Below are 19108 nucleotides of genomic sequence, written 5' to 3'. Positions count from 1 at the left end.
CTGTCCGTCTCCGTTGCCCCCCACCAGCGTGATGTTCTTGCCCATCAGCTGGAACAGCGGCAGCACCTTGTCGAACGCCCCTTGCGGGCCGCCCACCATGATGGTCAGCGACGCCGCCTTCGCTCCCACCTCACCGCCCGACACCGGCGCGTCCAGGTAGTCGCAGCCGATCTCGTTGATCCGCCGCGCGAACGCCTTCGTCTCGATCGGCGAGATCGAGCTCATGTCCACCACGATCTTGCCTTTCGACAGGCCCGCGGCCACGCCGGTCTCGGCGAACAGCACCTGCTCCACGTCCGGCGTGTCGGGCACCATCACGAAGATGATGTCCGCCCGTTCGGCCACGCCGCGCGAATGGGTGCAGATCGTGGCCGAGCTGTCGGCCACCTCCGCCGGCACCTTGCCCACGGTGTGCACGAACAGCTGATGGCCCGCCTTGATGAGATGGCCCGCCATCGGCGCGCCCATGATGCCCAGGCCGATGAAACCGAGCTTCTGAGGTTGAGTGGTCATGACTGCTGTCTCCAGGAAATGAAAAACATGACGGCGATCGCCCGGCTCAGGCGGCGTTGCGCAGGCGGTTGGCGGCTGCCTCGCGCATCAGCGCCTGCGCACGGGGGAGCCAGCCCAGTCCTTCGACGGTGGTGGTGCGCGGCTTGTATTCGCAGCCGACGTGGCCGCGGTAGCCGATGGCGTCGAGATGCGCGAACAGGAAGTCGTGGTTCAGCTCGCCGGTACCCGGCTCGTGGCGGCCGGGGTTGTCGGCGATCTGCACGTGCGCGATGCGCGAGAGGTGCTTGCAGAGGGTGTTGGCGATCTCGCCTTCCATGCGCTGCGCGTGGTAGCAGTCGTACTGCAGGAACAGGTTGTCGGCGCCCACCTCGTCGATGATCGAAAGCGCCTGCTCGGTGCGGCTCAGGAAGAAGCCGGGAATGTCGAAGGTGTTGATCGGCTCGATCAGCAGCTTCAGACCCGCCTTCTTCAGCTCGGCGGCGGCATGGCTCAGGTTGCCGACGAAGGTCTGGCGCAAGGTGGCCTCGCTGGCGCCGAGCGGCGCCTTGCCGGCCAGGCAGTTGAGCTGCTGCACGCCGAGCGCGGTGGCGGTTTCGATGGCGCGCTGCACGCCGTCGCGGAACTCCTCCACCCGGTCGGGCAGCACCGCGATGCCGCGCTCGCCGGCTGCCCAGTCGCCGGCCGGCAGGTTGTGCAGCACCAGCCGCAGCCCGTTGCCGCGCAGGCGGGCCGAGATCTCGTTGGTGGGATGGTCGTAGGGAAACAGGAACTCCACCGCGTCGAAGCCGGCGCGCGCGGCCTGCTCGAAGCGGTCGAGGAAGGCATGCTCGTTGAAGAGCATGGTGAGGTTGGCGGCAAAACGGGGCATCTCGTGGTCTCCTCGATCGGTCAATCAGTCGATCAGTCCTGCAGGGCGATGGCGGTTGGGGCATCGGCCTCGGCGTTTTCGGCCAGGGGCTCGAACTCGTTGATCGCGTTGATCTCGGTGCCCATGGCGATGTTGGTCACCCGCTCGAGCATCACCTCCACCACCACCGGCACGCGATGCCTGTCGGCCATTTCGCGGGCACGCACCAGCGAAGGCGCGATCTCCTCGGGCCGGTAGCAGCGGATGGCCTTGCAGCCCAGGCCTTCGACCACCGCCTTGTGGTCCACGCCGGCGCCGGCGAGGTCGGGCGCGTTGATGTTGTCGAAGGCCAGCTGCACGCAGTAGTCCATGTCGAAGCCGCGCTGCGCCTGGCGGATGAGGCCCAGGTAGCTGTTGTTCACCAGCACGTGCACATACGGCAGCTTGAACTGGGCCCCGGCGGCCAGCTCTTCGATCATGAACTGGAAGTCGTAGTCGCCCGAGATGCCCACCACCTTGCGGGTCGGGTCGGCCGCCACCACACCCAGCGCCGCCGGGATGGTCCAGCCCAGCGGCCCCGCCTGGCCGCAGTTGATCCAGCGGCGCGGGCCGAACACGTGCAGGAACTGCGCGGCGGCGATCTGCGACAGGCCGATGGTGGTGACGTAGGTGACGTCGCGCGCATCCTCCGTGTTGAAGATGCGGTTCATCTCCTCGTACACCCGTTGCGGCTTCACCGGCACGTTGTCGAAGTGGGTGCGGCGCAGCATCGAGCGCTTGCGCTCGCGGCATTCCTCGGCCCAGGCACGGCGGTCGGCCAGCCTGCCCGCAGCCTTCCATTCGCGCGCCACCTCGACGAACAGCTGCAGCGCCGCCCTCGCATCCGACACGATGCCGAAGTCGGGCATGAACACGCGGCCGATCTGCGTGGGCTCGATGTCGACGTGGGTGAAGGTGCGGCCCTGGGTGTAGACCTCCACCGAGCCGGTGTGGCGGTTGGCCCAGCGGTTGCCGATGCCCAGCACGTGGTCGGCCGCCAGCATGGTGGCGTTGCCGTAGCGGTGGCTGGTCTGCAGGCCGCACATGCCGGCCATCAGCGGGTGGTCGTCGGGAATGGTGCCCCAGCCCATGAGGGTGGGGATCACCGGCACGCCGGTCAGCTCGGCGAACTCGACCAGCAGCTCGGACGCATCGGCGTTGATGATGCCGCCGCCGGCCACGATGAGCGGGCGCGTCGCCTCGTTGAGCATGGAAAGCGCCTTCTCCACCTGGGCCCGGGTGGCGGCCGGCTTGTAGACCGGCAGCGGCTCGTAGGTCTCGATGTCGAACTCGATCTCGGCCATCTGCACGTCGAACGGCAGGTCGATCAGCACCGGGCCCGGGCGGCCCGAGCGCATCAGGTGGAAGGCCTGCTGGAACACGCGCGGGACCAGCGCCGGCTCGCGCACGGTGACGGCCATCTTGGTCACCGGCTTGGCGATGGACTCGATGTCCACCGCCTGGAAGTCCTCCTTGTAGAGCCGGGCGCGCGGCGCCTGGCCGGTGATGCAAAGGATGGGCGTGGAGTCGGCGATGGCCGAATACAAGCCGGTGATCATGTCGGTTCCGGCCGGCCCGGAGGTGCCGATGCACACGCCGATGTTGCCGGCCTTGGCCCGGGTGTAGCCCTCGGCCATGTGCGAGGCGCCTTCCACGTGGCGCGCCAGCACATGCGCGATGCTGGCGCGCTCGCGCAGCGCGGCATACAGCGGGTTGATGGCGGCACCCGGCACGCCGAAGGCCTGCGAGATGCCTTCCTTCTCCATCACCAGCACCGCCGCCATCGCGGCTTTCATCTTGGCCATGAGCTTCTCCTTGGGATCGTTGCGGCGATGATCCGCAGCGAGCCCTGTCGAGAGAACCCCAGGGGCCGAATCTCTGCTATTCCGCGCCGGAATGGCTCTGGCACGGCACGGAAAGAGCTGCACCCGAAACATCAGCAATGCACGCGCGCGCCACGCCTAAAGTTGCGGCCCATGGACAGGATCACCGGCATCCAGCTTTTCATCCGCGTGGTGGAAACCGGCAGCTTCAGCAAGGCCTCGGCCGACCTCGGCATCACCCAGCCCACCGCCACCAAGCATGTGGCCGCGCTCGAAGAACGGCTCGGCGCCCGGCTGCTTCACCGCAGCACCCGCGGTGTCACGCCCACCGAGGCCGGCGCGGTGTACTACGACAAGTGCAAGACCATCCAGCGCGAACTCGAGGAGGCCGACAACCTGGCCGCGCTGCTGCAGGCGAAGCTCGGCGGGCAGCTGCGCATCAGCACTTCGGTGGCTTTCGGCCGGCGCGTGCTGGTGCCGCTGGCGGTGCGCTTCATGCGGGAGCACCCCGAGATCGCCATCGACCTGAGCTTCGACGACCGGTACGTCAACCTCGTCGAGCAGGGCGTGGACCTCGCCATCCGCATGGGCCGGCTGGCCGATTCCACGCTGGGCGCGCGCTACCTGGGGGTGAACCCCTGGGTGCTGGCGGCCGCGCCGGGCTACCTGCAGCAGGCCGGCAGCCCCGCCTCGCCGGACGAGCTGGCCGGGCATGCCTGCCTCGTCTACAGCAGCGTGCAGGGTGACGACCGCTGGCAGTTCACCTCGCCCGAGGGCGAGGCGCTGTCGGTCTCGGTGAAGGGGCCGCTGCGCTCGAACAACCTGTCGGCCGTGCTGGCCGCCTGCCGTGCCGGCATGGGCCTGGCAGTGCTACCGTGGTACGTGGCCCGCGAGTCGGTGGCCGACGGCGTGGTGGTGCCGCTGCTGGAGCACTACACCCTGCCCTCGCAGGAGGTGCATGCGGTGTTCCCCTCGCCCAAGCTGGTGCCGGCCAAGGTGAAGACCTTCATCGACTACCTGAAGGAAGCCCTCGACGGGCCTTGGTGGCAGCGGGCGTTGTAGGCGAGCCGAAAGCCGCTGCAGGGAGGACTCATGCTGAAGTCGTTTCGGCGATCGTTGCCGGTCGGGCTGGCGCAGGCTGCCCTTTGCCTGGGCTGCCTGCAGCCTTGCACCGCCCAGCCGGCCGCAGCGGGCCTGGGCGAGCGCCCGCGCATCGGCCTGGTGCTGTCGGGCGGCGGCGCGCGCGGCGGTGCCCACCTGGGCGTGCTCAAGGTGCTGCAGGAGCTGCAGGTGCCGGTGGACGTGGTGGTGGGCACGAGCGCCGGCGCGATCATCGGCGCGGCCTATGCCAGCGGCATGCCGCTCGCCGAGATCGAGGCCGAGATGCGGCCGCTGCACACCGCCACGCTGTTTCGCGACATCGATCGCTCCGACCTGCCGGTGCGCCGCAAGGCCGACGACGTGCACAACTACATCGGCCCGGAGGTCGGCATCAATGCCGCAGGCCTCGCATTGCCGAAGGGCGCGGTGGCCGGCGTGTCGCTCGAGGCGGTGCTGCGGCGCCTCACCGCACGACAGCACGACGAGGACTTCGACCGGCTGCCGGTGCGATTTCGCGCCGTGGCCACCGACGTGACGACCGCCGAGATGGTGGTGCTCGGACGCGGCAGCCTGGCCACCGCGATACGCGCCAGCATGGCGCTTCCGGCGATCGTGAATCCGGTGGAAGTGGACGGCCGCCTGCTGGTGGACGGCGGCGTGAGCCGCAACCTGCCGGTGGACGTGGCGCGCGCGCTCGGGGCCGACGTGGTGATCGCGGTCAACATCGGCACGCCGCTGCTGCGCCGCGACGAGCTCACCTCGCTGCTGTCGGTGTCGGAACAGATGGTGCGCGTGCTGACGGCGAAAAACGTGAACCAGTCGCTGCAGGAGCTGGGTCCGCAGGACGTGCTCATCACCCCGGACCTGGGCGGCGTGACCACCGCCGACTTCGACCATCTGTTCGAGGCCGCCAGTGCGGGTGAAAAGGCGGCGCGCGCCGCCGCCGGCCAGCTGGCGCGCTGGCGTGTCGATGCCTCGGCCTACGCGGCGCTGGAGCTGCGACGCATCACCGGCCCCGGTGCGGCGCCGCGCGTGGACGAGGTGCGCATCGTCGGCCTGCAGCGCGCCAACCCCGATGCTGTGCGCGCTGCGCTGAGCATCCAGCCCGGCGACGCCTTCGATGCCGCCGCGGCCGACGCCGACATGAGGCGGCTGTATGCCAGCGGCGACTTCGAGCGGGTGAGCTACCACCTGGGCGACAGCCCGGCCGGCGGCCAGGTGGTCACCGTGGACCTGAGCGAAAAGGCCTGGGGACCGAACTACCTGCGCTTCGGGCTGGAGCTGTCGAGCGTTCGACGGCAACTCGCACTTCAACCTGCTGCTCGCGCATCGCCGCGCCTGGCTGAACCGGCTGGGTGCCGAATGGCACAACACGCTCCAGATCGGCCGCGTCGACCGCCTGCGCACCGAGTGGCACCAGCCGCTCGAAGCGTCGCACCAGCTGTTCGCCACCACGCATGCCGAGGTGGACCGCGAGCCCTTCGACCTGTATGTCGATGGCGAGCGCATCGGCCGCTACAAGCGCGAGCAGGCCATGCTCGGCCTGGGCGCCGGCTGGGCCATGGGCCATGCGGGCGAACTGCGCGCCAGCCTGCTGCAGGGGCGCGTCAGGCTGGGCAACGACACCGGCTTCATTCCGGGCCATGCGCTGGTGGCGCCGGCCAGCCTGGCCGGTGTGAGCACCCGGCTGCGGCTGGACACGCTGGACAGCCTGCGCTTCCCGCGTGAAGGCGTGCTGGTGGACGCGCGCTACTTCCATTCGCTGCCCGGCCTCGGCGCGGACGACCGCTACGACAAGCTCGAGTACACGCTGCAGGGCGCACTGTCGCGAGGCGCCCACACGCTGCGGGCGGCCGCCTTCGGCACGCTGGCGGCCCGCGGCACCGCGCTGCCCAACTACGAGCTGGCGCAGCTGGGCGGCTTCCTGCGGCTGTCGGGCTACCGCACCAACGAATTCCTCGGCACGTCGGCCCGCCTGGCCCGGCTGGTCTATGCCTACCGCATCACGACCCCCGGCCTGCTCGACGGCGTGCACCTGGGCCTGTCGGCCGAGGCCGGCCGCGTGAGCGATGCGGTGCTGAGCGCGGCTGCGCAGCACGGCACCCTGCGCAGCAATGCGGTGTTCCTGGCGGCGGACACGCCGGTGGGGCCGGTGTACCTGGGGCTCGGTCGCGCCAGCGGCGGGCGCAGCGCGCTGTATCTGTATCTCGGGATGCCTTGATCCCGCGCCCGCACGCTACTTGCGACGACCGGCCGCCAGCGACACCACCGGCACCACAGGCGCCAGCGTGGCCCGCAGCCGCTCGCGCGAGTCGGCCCCGCTGGTGACCGACTGGCCCAGCGCACTCTCGACGCTGCCGATGTGCGCCAGCATGCGCTGCTCGGCCAGCGCCACGTCGCCGGCCGCCAGGGCTTCGACGATTTCCTCGTGCTCGGCGCAGGACTGGCTGGCGTCGTGGGTGGACTGGTACAGCGATGCGACCAGCGTGGTGCGCGCGGTGAGGTCGCGCATCACGTCGCACAGGAGCCCATGGCCCAGGCATTCGGCCAGGCACACGTGGAAGTCGGCCAGCAGGAAGGTGCGAGTGGCGGTGTCGGCGTTGCGGATGGCCTGCTTTTCCTGCGCGATGTGGGCTCGCAGGCGGCGCACCACGTTCTGCAGCGGGCGGCCCTCGTGGTTGTCGGCGCCTGCCTGGCGCAGCATGCCCGACTCGATGATGCGCCGCGCGGCAAAGGCGTCGCGGGCCTCGTCGATCGACGGCTCCACCACGAACCAGCCCTTGCGCGAGCGCACCTCGACGAAACCGCGGGCCTGCAGCTGCATCAGCGCCTCGCGCACCAGCGTGCGGCTCACGCCGAAGAGGTCGGCCAGCTCCTGCTCGCCCAGCCGCTCGCCGGGCGACAGCTTTTGCGCAAGGATCGACTCGACGACCCGCTGGGCGATTTCGGCTTGACTGATGCTCATGGGGCGGCCACTTTAGCGGAGCGGCGCTGCTTCGAGCGGCTGCTCTTCTTCGATATCGACCAGTTCATGCGGCTCGCCGTCGAGCGTGGCCCGGGCCCGTGCCATGTCGATGTCGCCTTCCCAGCGGGCCACCGCCACGGTGGCCACGCAGTTGCCGATCAGGTTGCCCAGGGCGCGGGCGATGCCCATGAACCAGTCCACCGACAGCACCAGCACCAGGCCGATGGCGGGGATGGCCGGAATGGCCTGCAAGGTCGCGGCCAGCACCACGATGGCCGAGCCCGGCACGCCGTGGGCGCCCTTGGACGTGACCAGCGAGATCGCCAGGATGGTGAGCAGGTCGGTCATCGAGATCGGCGTGTTGGTGGCCTGCGCGATGAACACGGCCGCCAGCGTGATGTAGATCGAGAAGGCATCGAGGTTGAACGAGTAGCCGGTGGGGATGACGAGGCCGACCGTCGAGTCGCGGATGCCCAGGCGCTTGAGCTTGGCCATGACCTGCGGCAGCACGCTGTCCGAAGACGTGGTGGCCAGCACGATGGCCAGTTCCTCGCGCAGGTACTTGAGCAGCTTGAAGAGGCTCAGGCCGCACAACCGCATGATCGTGCCCAGCACCACGAACACGAAGAAGATCACCGAGGCATAGAACAGCACCACCAGCGTGCCCAGCTGCTTGAGCGAGCCGATGCCGTACTTGCCGACGGTGAAGGCGATGGCACCCAGCACGCCCAGCGGCGCGAGCCTGATGATGATGCCCATCACCTTGAACAGCACGTGCCCCAGCGTGTCGATGAAGCCGGCCACCGGCGCGCCGCGCTCGCCCAGCATCGCCAGCGCACAACCGAACAGCACCGAGAACAGCAGCACCTGCAGCACGTCGCCGGTGGCGAAGGCGTTGACCACCGTGGTCGGGATGAGCTTCATCAGGAAGTCGACCGTGCCGCCGCCGGTGAGCTTGCTCGCGTTTTCGGCATAGGCCCCCATCGCCTTGGCGTCGAGCGCCTTCGGGTCCACGTTCATGCCCACCCCGGGCTGGAACACGAAGGCCAGCACCAGCCCCAGCGCGAGCGCGATGGTCGTGACCACCTCGAAATACACGATGGCCTTCACGCCCACCCGGCCCACCCGCTTCAGGTCGCCCGCGCCGGCGATGCCGTGCACCACCACGCAGAACACGATGAGCGGGATGATCATCTTGATGAGCTTGATGAAGCCGTCACCCAGCGGCTTGAGCTTGGTGGCCGCCTCGGGCCAGGCGAAGCCGACGATCACGCCGGCCACCAGGGCGAGCAGGACCTGGCCGAACAGGGAACGCAGGAAGCGGGGCATGTGTTCTCTCCAGACAGCGGAACGACCGGACGGAGCCTGGAGCGAGAGTTTGCCCACAAGCTTGCATACAAGCAATGTAGGCAAGCGATCGCCGTGGCCCATGGGGGTTTGCCCCGGGGATCTTTGACGCTGGATCAAAACTGATGCGCACGGGGACGCCCGAGTCCCGGGGGCAGCAGGGGCAAAACCTATACTCGCCGGCTGGCTTGAATCCCCCCTCGCGATGCCCCTGCCGACCCTGCAACTGCTCGACCTTGCCTGCCGGCGCGGCGACCGCCTGCTGTTCGAAGGGGTCCAGCTCGAAGTCCCTGCGGGGCGCCTGGCGTGGCTGCGCGGGCGCAACGGCAGCGGCAAGACCAGCCTGCTGCGGCTGGTGACCGGCCTGTCGCAGCCGGAGCGCGGCGAGGTGCTGTGGGGCGGCGAACCCATCCGCGGGAGCACGCGCTACCGCGACGAGCTGGTCTACATCGGCCATGCCAACGCGCTGAAGGAAGACCTCACGGTGACGGAATCGCTCGCCTTCCTGGCACGCATCCACGGTCGCGACGACGGCGCGGCCCGCCTGGAGCAGGCGCTCGACACCTTCGGCCTCAGGAGCCGCCGCCGCGCGCCGGTGCGCACCCTGTCGCAAGGCCAGCACCGCCGCGTGGCGCTGGCGCGGCTGGCGCTCGAGGATCGCCCGGGCCTGTGGGTGCTCGACGAACCTTTCGATGCGCTCGACGTCGAAGGCACGGGGCGGCTTGCCGAGCTGCTGGTGAACCACCAGTCGCGCGGCGGCAGTGTGCTGTTCACCAGCCACCTGCCGCTGGAACACAGCCTTGCGCCGACCGAATTCCACCTCGACCAGCACGTTTCGCAACCGCAACGGCGATGACCCGCTTCTTCCTGGCGATCTATCTGCGCGACCTGCGCCTGGCAATGCGCCGGCGTGTCGAGGCTTTGCTGCCGGTGGCGTTTTTCGTGGTCGCGGCCAGCCTGTTCCCGCTGGGCGTCGGGCCGGAACCGGAGATGCTGCGGCAGATCGCACCTGGGGTGGTGTGGGTGTGCGCGCTGCTGGCGGCGATGCTGTCCGTCAATCAGCTGTATGCGGCCGACCATGCCGATGGGTCGCTGGAACAGCTGCTGCTGTCGGGAGAATCCGCGGTGGTGGTGGCAGCCGCCAAGGCCTGTGCGCACTGGACGGTGAGCGGCGCACCGCTGCTGGCGGCCGCGCCGCTGTTCGGCCTGCTGTTCGGCATGCAGCCCGACACGCTGGCCGCCCTGTTCGTGACGCTGCTGCTGGGCACGCCGGTGCTGAGCCTGCTGGGCGGGGTCGGCGCGGCGCTCACGCTGGGCCTGCGCAGCGCGGGCATGCTGATCGTGCTGATCGTGCTGCCGCTGGCGATCCCGGCGCTGATCTTCGGCACCGGGGCGCCCGGCGCGGTGGAAAGCGGGCTGTCGCCTTCGGGGCATTATTCGCTGCTGGGCGCCCTGCTGATCGGCTGCCTGCTGCTGGCGCCGCCGGCCACGGCGGCGGCCTTGAGAATTTCGCTGGAGTGACTTGACGTGATGACCCCTGAACAAGGGCCGACGATGACAGGCGCCTCGCGCGCCGCGCCGCAACGCCTGCGCTGGAGCACCTTTGCCGCGCCGTCGCGCTTCTATGCGCTGGCGCGGGCGCTCGAGCCGTGGTGCTGGGCGGTGGCGGCAGCACTGGCGGCAGCCGGCCTGTACATCGGCTTTTTCGTGGCACCCACCGACGCGACCCAGGGCGACTCCTACCGCATCATCTTCATCCACGTGCCGGCGGCCTGGATGTCGATGGTCGTCTACCTCGCGATGGCCTTCTGGGCCGCCGTCGGCTGGCTGCTCAACGCCCGCATGGCCTCGATGTTCGCCCGCGCGCTCGCCCCCACCGGCGCGATGTTCACCTTCGTCGCGCTGTGGACCGGCGCGCTGTGGGGCAAGCCCACCTGGGGCACCTGGTGGGTGTGGGACGCGCGGCTCACCTCGGAGCTGATCCTGCTGTTCCTCTACCTGGGCTTCATCGCGCTGGTCGCCTCCATCGACGACCTGCGCCGCGGCGACAAGGCCGGCGCGCTGCTGGCACTCGTGGGGGTGGTCAACATCCCCATCATCTATTTCTCGGTGCGCTGGTGGAACACCCTCCACCAGGGCGCCACCATCAGCATGACGGCCGCGCCCAAGATGGCCAGCACCATGCTGACCGCCATGCTGCTGATGACCTTCTCGTTCTGGGCCTACACCTTCGCGATCGCGTTCTCGCGCGCCCGCGCCGAGGTGCTCGAACGCGAAGCCGGCAGCGACTGGGTGCGCGAGCTGCTGGCCCGCGGGAAGGAAACGAAATGATCTGGAACAGTGCCTCCGAGTTCTTTCACATGGGGGGCTACGGCCTCTACGTGTGGGGCTCCTATGCCGTCACGCTGGTGCTGATGCTGGCCGAGCCGGTGCTGGCCGCGCAGCGGCGCCGCAAGGCCGCCGAACATGCGCAGGACGTGATCGAGGAGGACCGCTCATGACGCCGCGACGCAAGCGCCTGGCCCTCATCGGCGGCATCCTCGTCGCCGTGGGCGCCGCCACCGCGCTGGTGCTCAATGCCTTCCAGAGCAACCTGGTGTTCTTCTATTCGCCCTCGCAGGTGGCCGCGAAGGAGGCACCGACCAACCGCACCTTCCGCATCGGCGGCATGGTCGAGGCCGGCAGTGTCAAGCGTGCCGGAGTGGACGTGAGCTTCGTGGTCACCGACATGGCCAACACCGTGCCGGTGAAGTACAGCGGCATCCTTCCCGACCTCTTCAAGGAAGGCAAGGGCGTGGTGGCCCAGGGCCAGCTCGGGCCGGACGGCGTGTTCGTCGCCCGCGAGGTGCTCGCCAAGCACGACGAGAACTACATGCCGCCCGAGGCGGCCGAAGCGCTCAAGCACGGCGAGGCCGTCAACAAGAAGGCCGCCGGCACGGTGGTGATGGAGGCCAAGCCATGATTCCCGAACTCGGCCAGGTGGCCCTGCTGCTGGCGCTGGCGGTGGCGCTGGTGCTGGGCACGCTGCCCATCATCGGCGCCTCGCGCGGGCGCGGCGACTGGATGGCCCTCGCACGGCCGGCGGCGCAGGCCCACTTCGTGCTCATCGTGGCGGCCTATGCGCTGCTCACCACTTCGTTCGTGCAGAACGACTTCTCGGTGCAGTACGTGGCGAGCAACTCCAACAGCGAGCTGCCGCTGGCCTATCGCATCGCAGGCGTGTGGGGCGGCCATGAAGGCTCGCTGCTGCTGTGGCTGCTCATGCTGGCGAGCTGGATGCTCGCGGCCGGGCAGTTCAGCCGGCACCTGAGCCAGGCCATGGTGGCGCGCGTGCTCGGCGTGATGGGCCTGGTGAGCATGGGCTTCCTGCTCTTCATGCTCATCACCTCCAACCCCTTCGACCGCCTGTTCCCGGTGCCGGCAGACGGCAACGACCTCAATCCGCTGCTGCAGGACCCGGGCATGGTGTTCCACCCGCCGATGCTCTACATGGGCTACGTGGGCTTTTCGGTGGCATTCGCGTTCGCCATCGCGGCACTGATGGGCGGCCAGCTCGACACGCAATGGGCGCGCTGGGCACGGCCATGGACCACCGCCGCCTGGTGTTTCCTGACCATCGGCATCGCGCTGGGCAGCTGGTGGGCCTACTACGAGCTGGGCTGGGGCGGCTGGTGGTTCTGGGACCCGGTGGAAAACGCTTCCTTCATGCCGTGGCTGTGCGGCACCGCGCTGATCCATTCGCTGGCCGTGACCGAAAAGCGCGGCGCCTTCAAGTCGTGGACGGTGCTGCTGGCGATCCTGGCGTTTTCGCTGTCGCTGCTGGGCACCTTCCTCGTGCGTTCGGGCGTGCTGTCGTCGGTGCATGCCTTCGCCACCGACCCGCGGCGCGGCCTGTTCATCCTGGCCTTCCTGGTGGTGGTGGTGGGCGGCTCGCTGTCGCTGTATGCGTGGCGCGCACCCAAGGTCGGCCTCGGCGCGCGCTTCGCCACGGTGTCGCGCGAGTCGATGCTGCTGGGCAACAACGTGCTGTTCGTGGTGGCCACCGCCTCGGTGCTGCTGGGCACCCTGTACCCGCTGGCGCTCGATGCGCTGGGCCTGGGCAAGATCTCGGTCGGCCCGCCCTACTTCGACACGGTGTTCTTCCCGCTGATGGTGCCGGTCGTGTTCCTGCTCGGCGTGGGCCAGCTGGCCCGCTGGAAGGAAGCCTCCATCGCCGACCTGGCCACCCGGCTGCGCTGGGCCGCCGCAGCGGCGGTCGTCGCGGCTGTGCTGACCAGCTGGCTGGCCGGGCACATCTCGGCGCTGGCCACGCTGGGCTTCCTGATGAGCTACTGGATCGTCGCCTCCATCGCGGTCGACCTGCTGGAGCGGCTGCGCAGCCCCGCCGGCCTCGCGCTTTCGCGCCTGAGGCTCGTGCCGCGCGCGCTGTGGGGCATGTGGCTCGCGCACGTGGGCGTGGCCGTGTTCGCCTTCGGCGTGAGCATGGTCAACACCTACCAGGTCGAGCGCGACGTGAAGATGGCGGTGGGCGACACCACCACGGTGGCCGGCCACACCTTCACCTTCGGCGGCGTGCGCCAGGTCGAAGGCCCCAACTACACCGCTGCGCAGGGCATCGTCGACGTGTCGAAGAACGGCAAGCCGGTGACGCAGATGTTCCCCGAGAAGCGCATCTACCGTGTGCAGCAGAACCCCATGACCGAAGCCGCCATCGACAACGGCATCGCGCGCGACCTGTACGTCTCGCTCGGTGAAGCGGTGGAGGGCGACGCCTGGATCGTGCGGGTGTACTACAAGCCCTTCGTCAGCTGGATCTGGGGCGGCTGCGTGCTGATGGCCCTGGGCGGCGCGCTGGCCGCCAGCGACCGGCGCCTGCGCGCCCGCGAGCGCGAGACGGCCACCAGCACCGGCATGGCAGGAGCGCGCGCGTGATGAAAGGCAAGCTGAAGTTCATCGTTCCGCTGGTGGTGTTCGTCGCCCTGGCGGGTTTCCTGGCCGCCGGCCTGAACCTCGACCCGCGCGAGGTGCCCTCGCCGCTCATCGGCAAGCCGGCGCCCGAATTCAAGCTCGCGCTGCTGCACGACGAAAACCGCTCCATCGCCCGCGCCGACCTGCTGGGCAAGCCGTGGATCCTGAACGTGTGGGCCTCCTGGTGTGCGGCCTGCCAGATCGAGCACCCGCTGCTGATGCAGTACGCCCGCATCAAGCAGGTGCCGCTGATCGGGCTCAACTACAAGGACACGCGGCCCAACGGCCAGGCCTGGCTCAAGCGCCACGGCAACCCGTACGACGCGTCGCTGTTCGACCAGGACGGCCGCCTGGGCATCGACTTCGGCGTGTACGGTGCGCCCGAAACCTTCGTCATCGACAAGGCGGGGGTCATCCGCTTCAAGCACATCGGGCCACTCACGCCCGAGGTGATCACCAGGCGCATCGAGCCGCTGCTCAAGGAGCTCTCGAATGGCTGAGCACTTGCGCAAGCTGTGGCTCGCCGCCCTGCTGGCCGGCGCGGCGCTTTGCGCCACCGGCAAGGAAGCCGCCCCCGCCGCCGAGGACCCGGTGCTCGAGGCGCGGCTGATCGAGATCACCAGCGAGCTGCGCTGCCTGGTCTGCCAGAACGAGACCATTGCCGCCTCCAGCGCCGACCTCGCCAACGACCTGCGCCGCGAGATCCGCGTCATGCTCCGGCGCGGCGACAGCAACGAGCAGATCCTCAAGTACATGACCGACCGCTACGGCGACTTCGTGCTGTACCGCCCGCCGGTCAAGGGCACGACCGCGCTGCTGTGGGCCGGCCCGGCGCTGCTGCTCCTGGGAGGCGTGCTCACGCTCGTGATCGTGCTGCGCCGCCGCGCCCGCCTGGCTGACGACGCGTTCGAGCCGGACGAAGACGACGACGCCACCGCCGGCAAGACCGACAACGACACCCCCGCACGACAAGGTTCGAGTTCATGACCCTCTTCATCTTGCTGGCCGCGCTGCTGGGCCTGCTGGCCCTGGCGCTGCTGACGCGTCGGGTGTGGTGGTGGCGCGCCGCCGCTGCCGAGGGCAGCGAGGCCGCCCACAAGCCGTCGAAGTCGCTGCTGGCATCGCTGGCCGTGCTGATGCTGGCCGTCACTGCGGGCGGCTATGCCTGGCTCGGCGCCCCCGAGCATGTGGCCCTCACGCCCGAATCGGCACGCGAAGCGCAGCAGCGGCCCACGCCCGAGCAGATCGACGCCATGCTCGCGAAGCTGGCGAAGCACCTGCAGGAAAAGCCGGACGACGTGGCCGGCTGGAGCCTGCTCGCCCGTTCGTACGTGTCGCTGGGCCGCCATGCCGAAGCCGAAGACGCCTTCAAGAAGGCGCTGGCCGCGCAGCCCGACAACCCCGACCTGCTGGCCGACTACGCCGACCTGCTCGCATCCAAGACCGGCGGACTCGAAGGCGAGCCTGCAGGGCTGGTCATGCGCGCGCTCAAGGCCGACCCCAACCACCTCAAGGCGCTGGCACTGGCCGGTACCGCCGCCTTCAATCGCAAGGAATATGGCGCAGCCGTCGTCGCCTGGGAAAAGGCGCTGCAGGCAGCGCCTGCCGACCATCCGTTCGCGCCGCTGCTGCGCGACGGCGTGGCGCAGGCCCGGCAACTCGGCAACCTGGGCGCCGCCGGCCCCGCCAGCCAGCCGCAGACGGCCCAGGCCGGCAAGCCGGCCGCCGGCGCCGGCCGCGTTTCCGGCAAGGTGAGCCTCGCGCCGGCACTTGCCTCGAAGGCCTCGCCCGACGACACGGTGTTCGTGTTCGCGCGGGCCGCCGGAGAAGGCGCGCCGCGCATGCCTCTGGCCATCCTGCGCAAGCAGGTGCGCGACCTGCCGTTCGAGTTCACGCTCGACGACAGCCTTGCGATGTCGCCCGCGGCCAGGCTGTCGTCCACGCCGCGCGTGGTGGTGGGCGCGCGCATCTCGAAGTCGGGCAATGCGATGGCACAGGCGGGCGACCTGCAAGGCAGCGTGGGCCCGGTGGACCTGGGCGCCTCGGGCCTGCAGGTCGAGATCGGCGAAGTCATCGCCAGGTGACCCGAACACTTGCAATGGAGCGCTGAAGTGATGGACACGCCGGCTTCTTCGTCACTCACCTGGAGCGACTCCCTGCAAGACCTCGACTGGGACGAGCTCTCTGCGCTCTACCGCGTGGCCCCGCTGGGCGACAAGAAGCCCGCAGCGCTGAAGGTGGCCTTCGGCAACAGCATGTTCCGCTGCCTGGTGCGTGATGCCCGGGGTCAGCTGGTGGGTGCCGGGCGGGCGGTCGCCGACGGCGTGGATTGCTCCTACCTCTGCGACGTGGCGGTGCACCCGTCGCAACAGGGCCTGGGCCTGGGCCGCGCCATCGTGGCGCGGCTGGTCGAGCTGTCGGCCGGGCACAAGAAGATCATCCTGTACGCCAGGCCGGGTACCGAGTCCTTCTACCTGAAGCAGGGCTTCAAGCGCATGGCCACCGCGATGGCCATCTTCGAGAACCAGGCGCTGGCGCTGGAGCGCGGCCTGGTGGTCGACGGCGGCTAGGAGGCTGCGGCTTGACGCACGGCTCCCTCCACCCCCCTCCGCGAGGGAGCTCCAGCTTGTTCGACCGCTGAGCCTAGCGCGGGGCGCTGGCGCTGCGCAGCAGGTCGCGCAGGTGCAGCGCCGCGATGCCCAGGGACTGGTCGAGCCGCCAGGCGAGGTAGGCGTCCGTCACCTTCTCTCCGCCGGGGCCCCAGTTCGCGGTCGGCAAGGGCACCAGGGCACCGGCATCGAGCTCCGCCTCGATGCTCCAGCGCGGCAGCCGTCCCCAGCCCACCCCCGCCAGGATCAGCGCCCGCTTTGCATCCTGGGTGCCGACTCGCAGCGTCTGCGGCGACAACACGCCGAAGTCGCGGCCTTCGGAGAGATCGGTCGGGTCCTCCAGGACGACCTGCACCTGCTCCGCCAGTTCGGAAGCCGTGACCGAGGCACCGCGAGCCGCGCTGCGCGCCAGCGGGTGTGAGGCAGCGGCCACCGCCACCAGCGCGAACGACAGCAGCCGCTCGCGCTCGATGCGCGGATCGATGAAGTCCTCGCCCGCCATGACGGCCAGCGTGCAGCGCCGGTCGCGCAGCGCCGCCGGCGGGCCGCCCAGCGGCTCCACCGACAGGCGCAACCGCACCGTGGGATAGGCCTCGCGCAGGGTCTTGAAAGCCGCGGCCACGACCGGCAGGGGGAACAGCGTGTCGACCACCATCGACAGCTCTGTCTCCAGCCCCTGCTCGAAGCCGCGCGCCCGCGCCCTCAGCACATCGACCTTGAGCAGCACGCCACGCGCGTCTTCCAGCAGCGCACGCCCGGCCGTGGTCAGGACCGGGCGGTGCGTCGACCGGTCGAACAGGCGCACCCCCAGCTGCAGCTCGAGGTTGGCAACCGCATGGCTCACCGCGGACTGCGCGCGCCTCACGCGGGCCGCGCCCTTGCGGAAGCTGCCCTCTTCCGCGATGGCCACGAACACGCGCATCTGGTCCAGCGTCACGCTCTCCAACACGATCTGCTCCATCGATCAGTTCGAACGAGATTTTGAGACTTCCGCCGATCAGTCGCGTTCCTCACACTGCGCGCCATCGCAATCACCGACGTTCATTTCCCATGGCAAAGGTCCTCGTCCTCTATTACTCGTCCTACGGTCACATCGAGCAGATGGCCAACGCCGTCGCGCAAGGCGCACGCGAGGCGCATGCCGAGGCGGTCGTGAAGCGGGTGCCGGAGCTCGTCCCGCCCGATGTGGCGCAGCGCGCCGGCTACAAGCTCGACCAGGCGGCACCGGTGGCCGCGGTGGATGAACTGCCGGGCTACGACGCCATCATCATCGGCACGCCCACCCGCTTCGGGACGATGGCCAGCCAGATGAAGAACTTCCTCGACCAGGCCGGCGGGCTCTGGGCGAAGGACGCACTGGTCGGCAAGGTCGGCAGCGTCTTCACTTCGACCGCCACCCAGCATGGCGGCCAGGAGGCCACCATCCTCACCACCCATGTGGTGCTGCTGCACCTGGGCATGGTGGTGGTGGGGCTGCCCTACAGCTTCAAGGGCCAGCTGCGCATGGACCAGATCACCGGAGGCTCGCCCTATGGCGCCTCGACCATGGCCGACGACGGCCATGGCGGCGACCGCCAGCCGCTGGCCGCCGACCTCGAGGGCGCACGCTTCCAGGGCAGCCACGTGGCCCGCATCGCCGCCGCGCTGGCCGGCCATGCGCGCGACGGCGGGCCGGCGCAATGACCGCCTTGCCGGCAGCGGTGGCTGCGAGGCGGCCGTGGCCCATGGTGCTGCTGTTCGTGGGCGCGGGGGTGGTCGCCGCCTTCCAGGTCGGCAAGGTGCCCATGGCCATGGCCGAGATGCAACGTGATCTCGGGCTCGGCCTGTCCGCGGCATCGTGGCTGATGTCGGCGTTCGCGGTCGTCGGTGCCCTGGCAGGTGCGCCTGTCGGGCTGCTCGCGGACCGCCTCGGGGCGCGCCGGGTGGCGCTGGCCTCGATGATCGTCCTGGCCGCCGGCGCGGCGATCGGTGCCGGGGCCACCGCACCGGCGGCCGTGCTGGCCACGCGGGTCGTCGAAGGCCTCGGGTTCGTGGGAGTCACGGTGGCGGCGCCGGCGCTCATCGCCGCGGCGGCGCCATCCGAGGTGCGCGAGCGGGCCATGGCGCTGTGGGCCACCTTCATGCCGGTGGGCATGACGCTGGTGATGCTGGCAGCGCCGCTGCTGGGCGAGATCGGCTGGCGGGGCTTCTGGCTCGTCAATGCGGTGCTGCTGGCGGGATACGCGAGCCTGCTGGCCTGGGGCACGCGCGGCATCCGGCTCGCCAAGGCGCAGTCTTCGCCGGCCATCCTGCGCGACGTGGCCGCCGCTGCCGCTGCAGCCGGACCGTGGATCCTGGGCGGGCTGTTCGCCGCCTTCTCGGCGGCCTACTTTGCCGCGTTCAGCTTCCTGCCGACCTACCTGGCCGGGCGCTTGCAGGTCGCGCCCGACAGCGCCTCGATGCTGAGTGCGCTGGCGGTGGCCGCCAGCGCCGCCGGCAACCTGCTGGGCGGCCAGCTGCTGGTGCGCGGCATGCGGCCCGCGCACCTGCTGTTCGCCTCATTCGGCGTGACGGCAGCCTGCGGCGTCGCGATGTTCCACCCGGCAACGGCCGCCGGCGGCGTCGTGCCGGCAGCCATCGTGCTGTCGCTCGCCAGCGGGACGATCCCGGTGGTCATCCTCGACAGCGTGCGGCGCTTCGCACCACGTACCGACCTGGTGGGCGCGACGGTCGGCTTCGCGATGCAGGGCAACAGCGTGGGACTCATCGTCGGGCCGGCGGCGGCCGGCGAACTGGCTGCGGCCTTCGGATGGCAGGCCATCGGCCCGCTCGTCATCGCCTTCGTCGTGACGGCCTGCGCGCTGGTCGTCTGTTTCGGGCGCCGAGACACCGCGGGCCAGACGGGTGGTGGTTGAAA

At 69.8% G+C, this 19108-nt stretch carries 21 protein-coding genes; 15 read left to right on the top strand and 6 right to left on the bottom strand.

The window, feature by feature from the left end; genetic code table 11:
* The 3 genes from E8D38_RS14575 to gcl all read right to left on the bottom strand — a co-directional run.
* Positions 1-513 (bottom strand): NAD(P)-binding domain-containing protein (locus tag E8D38_RS14575; RefSeq protein ID WP_181179154.1); only part of this gene is annotated, 513 nt, incomplete at its 3' end.
* A 46-nt stretch (positions 514-559) separates the two neighbouring features.
* Positions 560-1381 (bottom strand): hydroxypyruvate isomerase, encoded by an 822-nt coding sequence (hyi, locus tag E8D38_RS14570; protein WP_140631879.1) that lies wholly within the window; start codon positions 1379-1381, stop codon positions 560-562.
* Between the two features lie 32 nt (positions 1382-1413).
* The gene (gene gcl / locus E8D38_RS14565) at positions 1414-3204 is read right to left on the bottom strand and encodes a glyoxylate carboligase (protein WP_140631876.1); all 1791 of its coding nucleotides are present in this window, start codon (positions 3202-3204) and stop codon (positions 1414-1416) included.
* Between the two features lie 171 nt (positions 3205-3375).
* Between gcl and E8D38_RS14560 the strand changes: the two genes are divergently transcribed.
* Genes E8D38_RS14560 through E8D38_RS14550 form a run of 3 tightly spaced genes read left to right on the top strand, consistent with a single transcriptional unit; the run spans position 3376 to position 6544 of the window.
* Positions 3376-4284: a LysR family transcriptional regulator gene (locus tag E8D38_RS14560; RefSeq protein WP_140631869.1), complete on the top strand. Its 909-nt coding sequence runs from the start codon at positions 3376-3378 to the stop codon at positions 4282-4284.
* Positions 4285-4314: 30 nt separating this feature from the next.
* The gene (locus E8D38_RS14555; RefSeq protein WP_140631865.1) at positions 4315-6051 is read left to right on the top strand and encodes a patatin-like phospholipase family protein; all 1737 of its coding nucleotides are present in this window, start codon (positions 4315-4317) and stop codon (positions 6049-6051) included.
* Positions 5999-6544 (top strand): BamA/TamA family outer membrane protein, encoded by a 546-nt coding sequence (locus E8D38_RS14550; protein ID WP_181179152.1) that lies wholly within the window; start codon positions 5999-6001, stop codon positions 6542-6544. Before E8D38_RS14555 ends, E8D38_RS14550 begins: the two co-directional genes overlap by 53 nt.
* Positions 6545-6559: 15 nt before the next feature.
* On the opposite strand, the gene E8D38_RS14545 is transcribed toward E8D38_RS14550, so the two are convergent.
* Both E8D38_RS14545 and E8D38_RS14540 read right to left on the bottom strand, forming a co-directional pair.
* Positions 6560-7288, bottom strand: coding sequence for a GntR family transcriptional regulator (locus E8D38_RS14545; protein WP_140631857.1), 729 nt, complete (start codon positions 7286-7288; stop codon positions 6560-6562).
* Positions 7289-7300: 12 nt separating this feature from the next.
* Positions 7301-8617 carry a C4-dicarboxylate transporter DctA gene (locus tag E8D38_RS14540; RefSeq protein ID WP_140631854.1) on the bottom strand — a complete coding sequence of 439 codons (1317 nt, stop codon included), beginning with the start codon at positions 8615-8617 and terminating at the stop codon, positions 7301-7303.
* 223 nt (positions 8618-8840) lie between these two features.
* On the opposite strand from E8D38_RS14540, the gene ccmA reads away from it, so the two are divergent.
* The 10 genes from ccmA to E8D38_RS14490 are packed head-to-tail and all read left to right on the top strand — an operon-like array spanning position 8841 to position 16173.
* Positions 8841-9491 carry a cytochrome c biogenesis heme-transporting ATPase CcmA gene (ccmA, locus tag E8D38_RS14535; protein WP_140631851.1) on the top strand — a complete coding sequence of 217 codons (651 nt, stop codon included), beginning with the start codon at positions 8841-8843 and terminating at the stop codon, positions 9489-9491.
* Positions 9488-10156 carry a heme exporter protein CcmB gene (ccmB, locus tag E8D38_RS14530; protein ID WP_140631848.1) on the top strand — a complete coding sequence of 223 codons (669 nt, stop codon included), beginning with the start codon at positions 9488-9490 and terminating at the stop codon, positions 10154-10156. Before ccmA ends, ccmB begins: the two co-directional genes overlap by 4 nt.
* A 33-nt stretch (positions 10157-10189) precedes the next feature.
* On the top strand, positions 10190-10966 hold the full coding sequence (gene ccmC, locus E8D38_RS14525) for a heme ABC transporter permease CcmC (protein ID WP_140631843.1): 777 nt from the start codon (positions 10190-10192) through the stop codon (positions 10964-10966).
* The gene (ccmD, locus tag E8D38_RS14520) at positions 10963-11136 is read left to right on the top strand and encodes a heme exporter protein CcmD (RefSeq protein WP_140631838.1); all 174 of its coding nucleotides are present in this window, start codon (positions 10963-10965) and stop codon (positions 11134-11136) included. The genes ccmC and ccmD overlap by 4 nt, the downstream gene beginning before the upstream one ends.
* Positions 11133-11597, top strand: a complete 465-nt coding sequence (gene ccmE, locus E8D38_RS14515) for a cytochrome c maturation protein CcmE (RefSeq protein WP_140631835.1) — start codon at positions 11133-11135, stop codon at positions 11595-11597. Before ccmD ends, ccmE begins: the two co-directional genes overlap by 4 nt.
* Positions 11594-13567, top strand: coding sequence for a heme lyase CcmF/NrfE family subunit (locus E8D38_RS14510; RefSeq protein WP_140631832.1), 1974 nt, complete (start codon positions 11594-11596; stop codon positions 13565-13567). Before ccmE ends, E8D38_RS14510 begins: the two co-directional genes overlap by 4 nt.
* Positions 13567-14103 carry a DsbE family thiol:disulfide interchange protein gene (locus tag E8D38_RS14505; RefSeq protein WP_140631829.1) on the top strand — a complete coding sequence of 179 codons (537 nt, stop codon included), beginning with the start codon at positions 13567-13569 and terminating at the stop codon, positions 14101-14103. Before E8D38_RS14510 ends, E8D38_RS14505 begins: the two co-directional genes overlap by 1 nt.
* Entirely contained in the window at positions 14096-14590 is a 495-nt protein-coding gene (locus E8D38_RS14500) for a cytochrome c-type biogenesis protein (protein ID WP_140631827.1), read from the top strand. Before E8D38_RS14505 ends, E8D38_RS14500 begins: the two co-directional genes overlap by 8 nt.
* Positions 14587-15687 (top strand): tetratricopeptide repeat protein, encoded by a 1101-nt coding sequence (locus E8D38_RS14495; RefSeq protein ID WP_140631823.1) that lies wholly within the window; start codon positions 14587-14589, stop codon positions 15685-15687. The genes E8D38_RS14500 and E8D38_RS14495 overlap by 4 nt, the downstream gene beginning before the upstream one ends.
* Before the next feature lie 30 nt (positions 15688-15717).
* Positions 15718-16173 (top strand): GNAT family N-acetyltransferase, encoded by a 456-nt coding sequence (locus E8D38_RS14490; protein ID WP_140631821.1) that lies wholly within the window; start codon positions 15718-15720, stop codon positions 16171-16173.
* Between the two features lie 73 nt (positions 16174-16246).
* On the opposite strand, the gene E8D38_RS14485 is transcribed toward E8D38_RS14490, so the two are convergent.
* Positions 16247-17161 carry a LysR family transcriptional regulator gene (locus E8D38_RS14485; protein WP_140631895.1) on the bottom strand — a complete coding sequence of 305 codons (915 nt, stop codon included), beginning with the start codon at positions 17159-17161 and terminating at the stop codon, positions 16247-16249.
* A gap of 101 nt (positions 17162-17262) precedes the next feature.
* Between E8D38_RS14485 and wrbA the strand changes: the two genes are divergently transcribed.
* A complete protein-coding gene (wrbA, locus tag E8D38_RS14480) occupies positions 17263-17895 on the top strand; it encodes an NAD(P)H:quinone oxidoreductase (protein WP_140631819.1) in 633 nt (210 codons plus the stop codon).
* Positions 17892-19106, top strand: a complete 1215-nt coding sequence (locus E8D38_RS14475; protein WP_140631817.1) for an MFS transporter — start codon at positions 17892-17894, stop codon at positions 19104-19106. Before wrbA ends, E8D38_RS14475 begins: the two co-directional genes overlap by 4 nt.
* Positions 19107-19108: the final 2 nt, after the last annotated feature.

It is taken from the genome of Methylibium rhizosphaerae, from assembly GCF_006386545.1.
Classification (GTDB): Bacteria; Pseudomonadota; Gammaproteobacteria; order Burkholderiales; family Burkholderiaceae_C; genus Pseudorivibacter; species Pseudorivibacter rhizosphaerae.
Note: the sequence above shows the minus strand (reverse complement) of the source record. Positions and strands in the feature narration are given on the sequence as shown.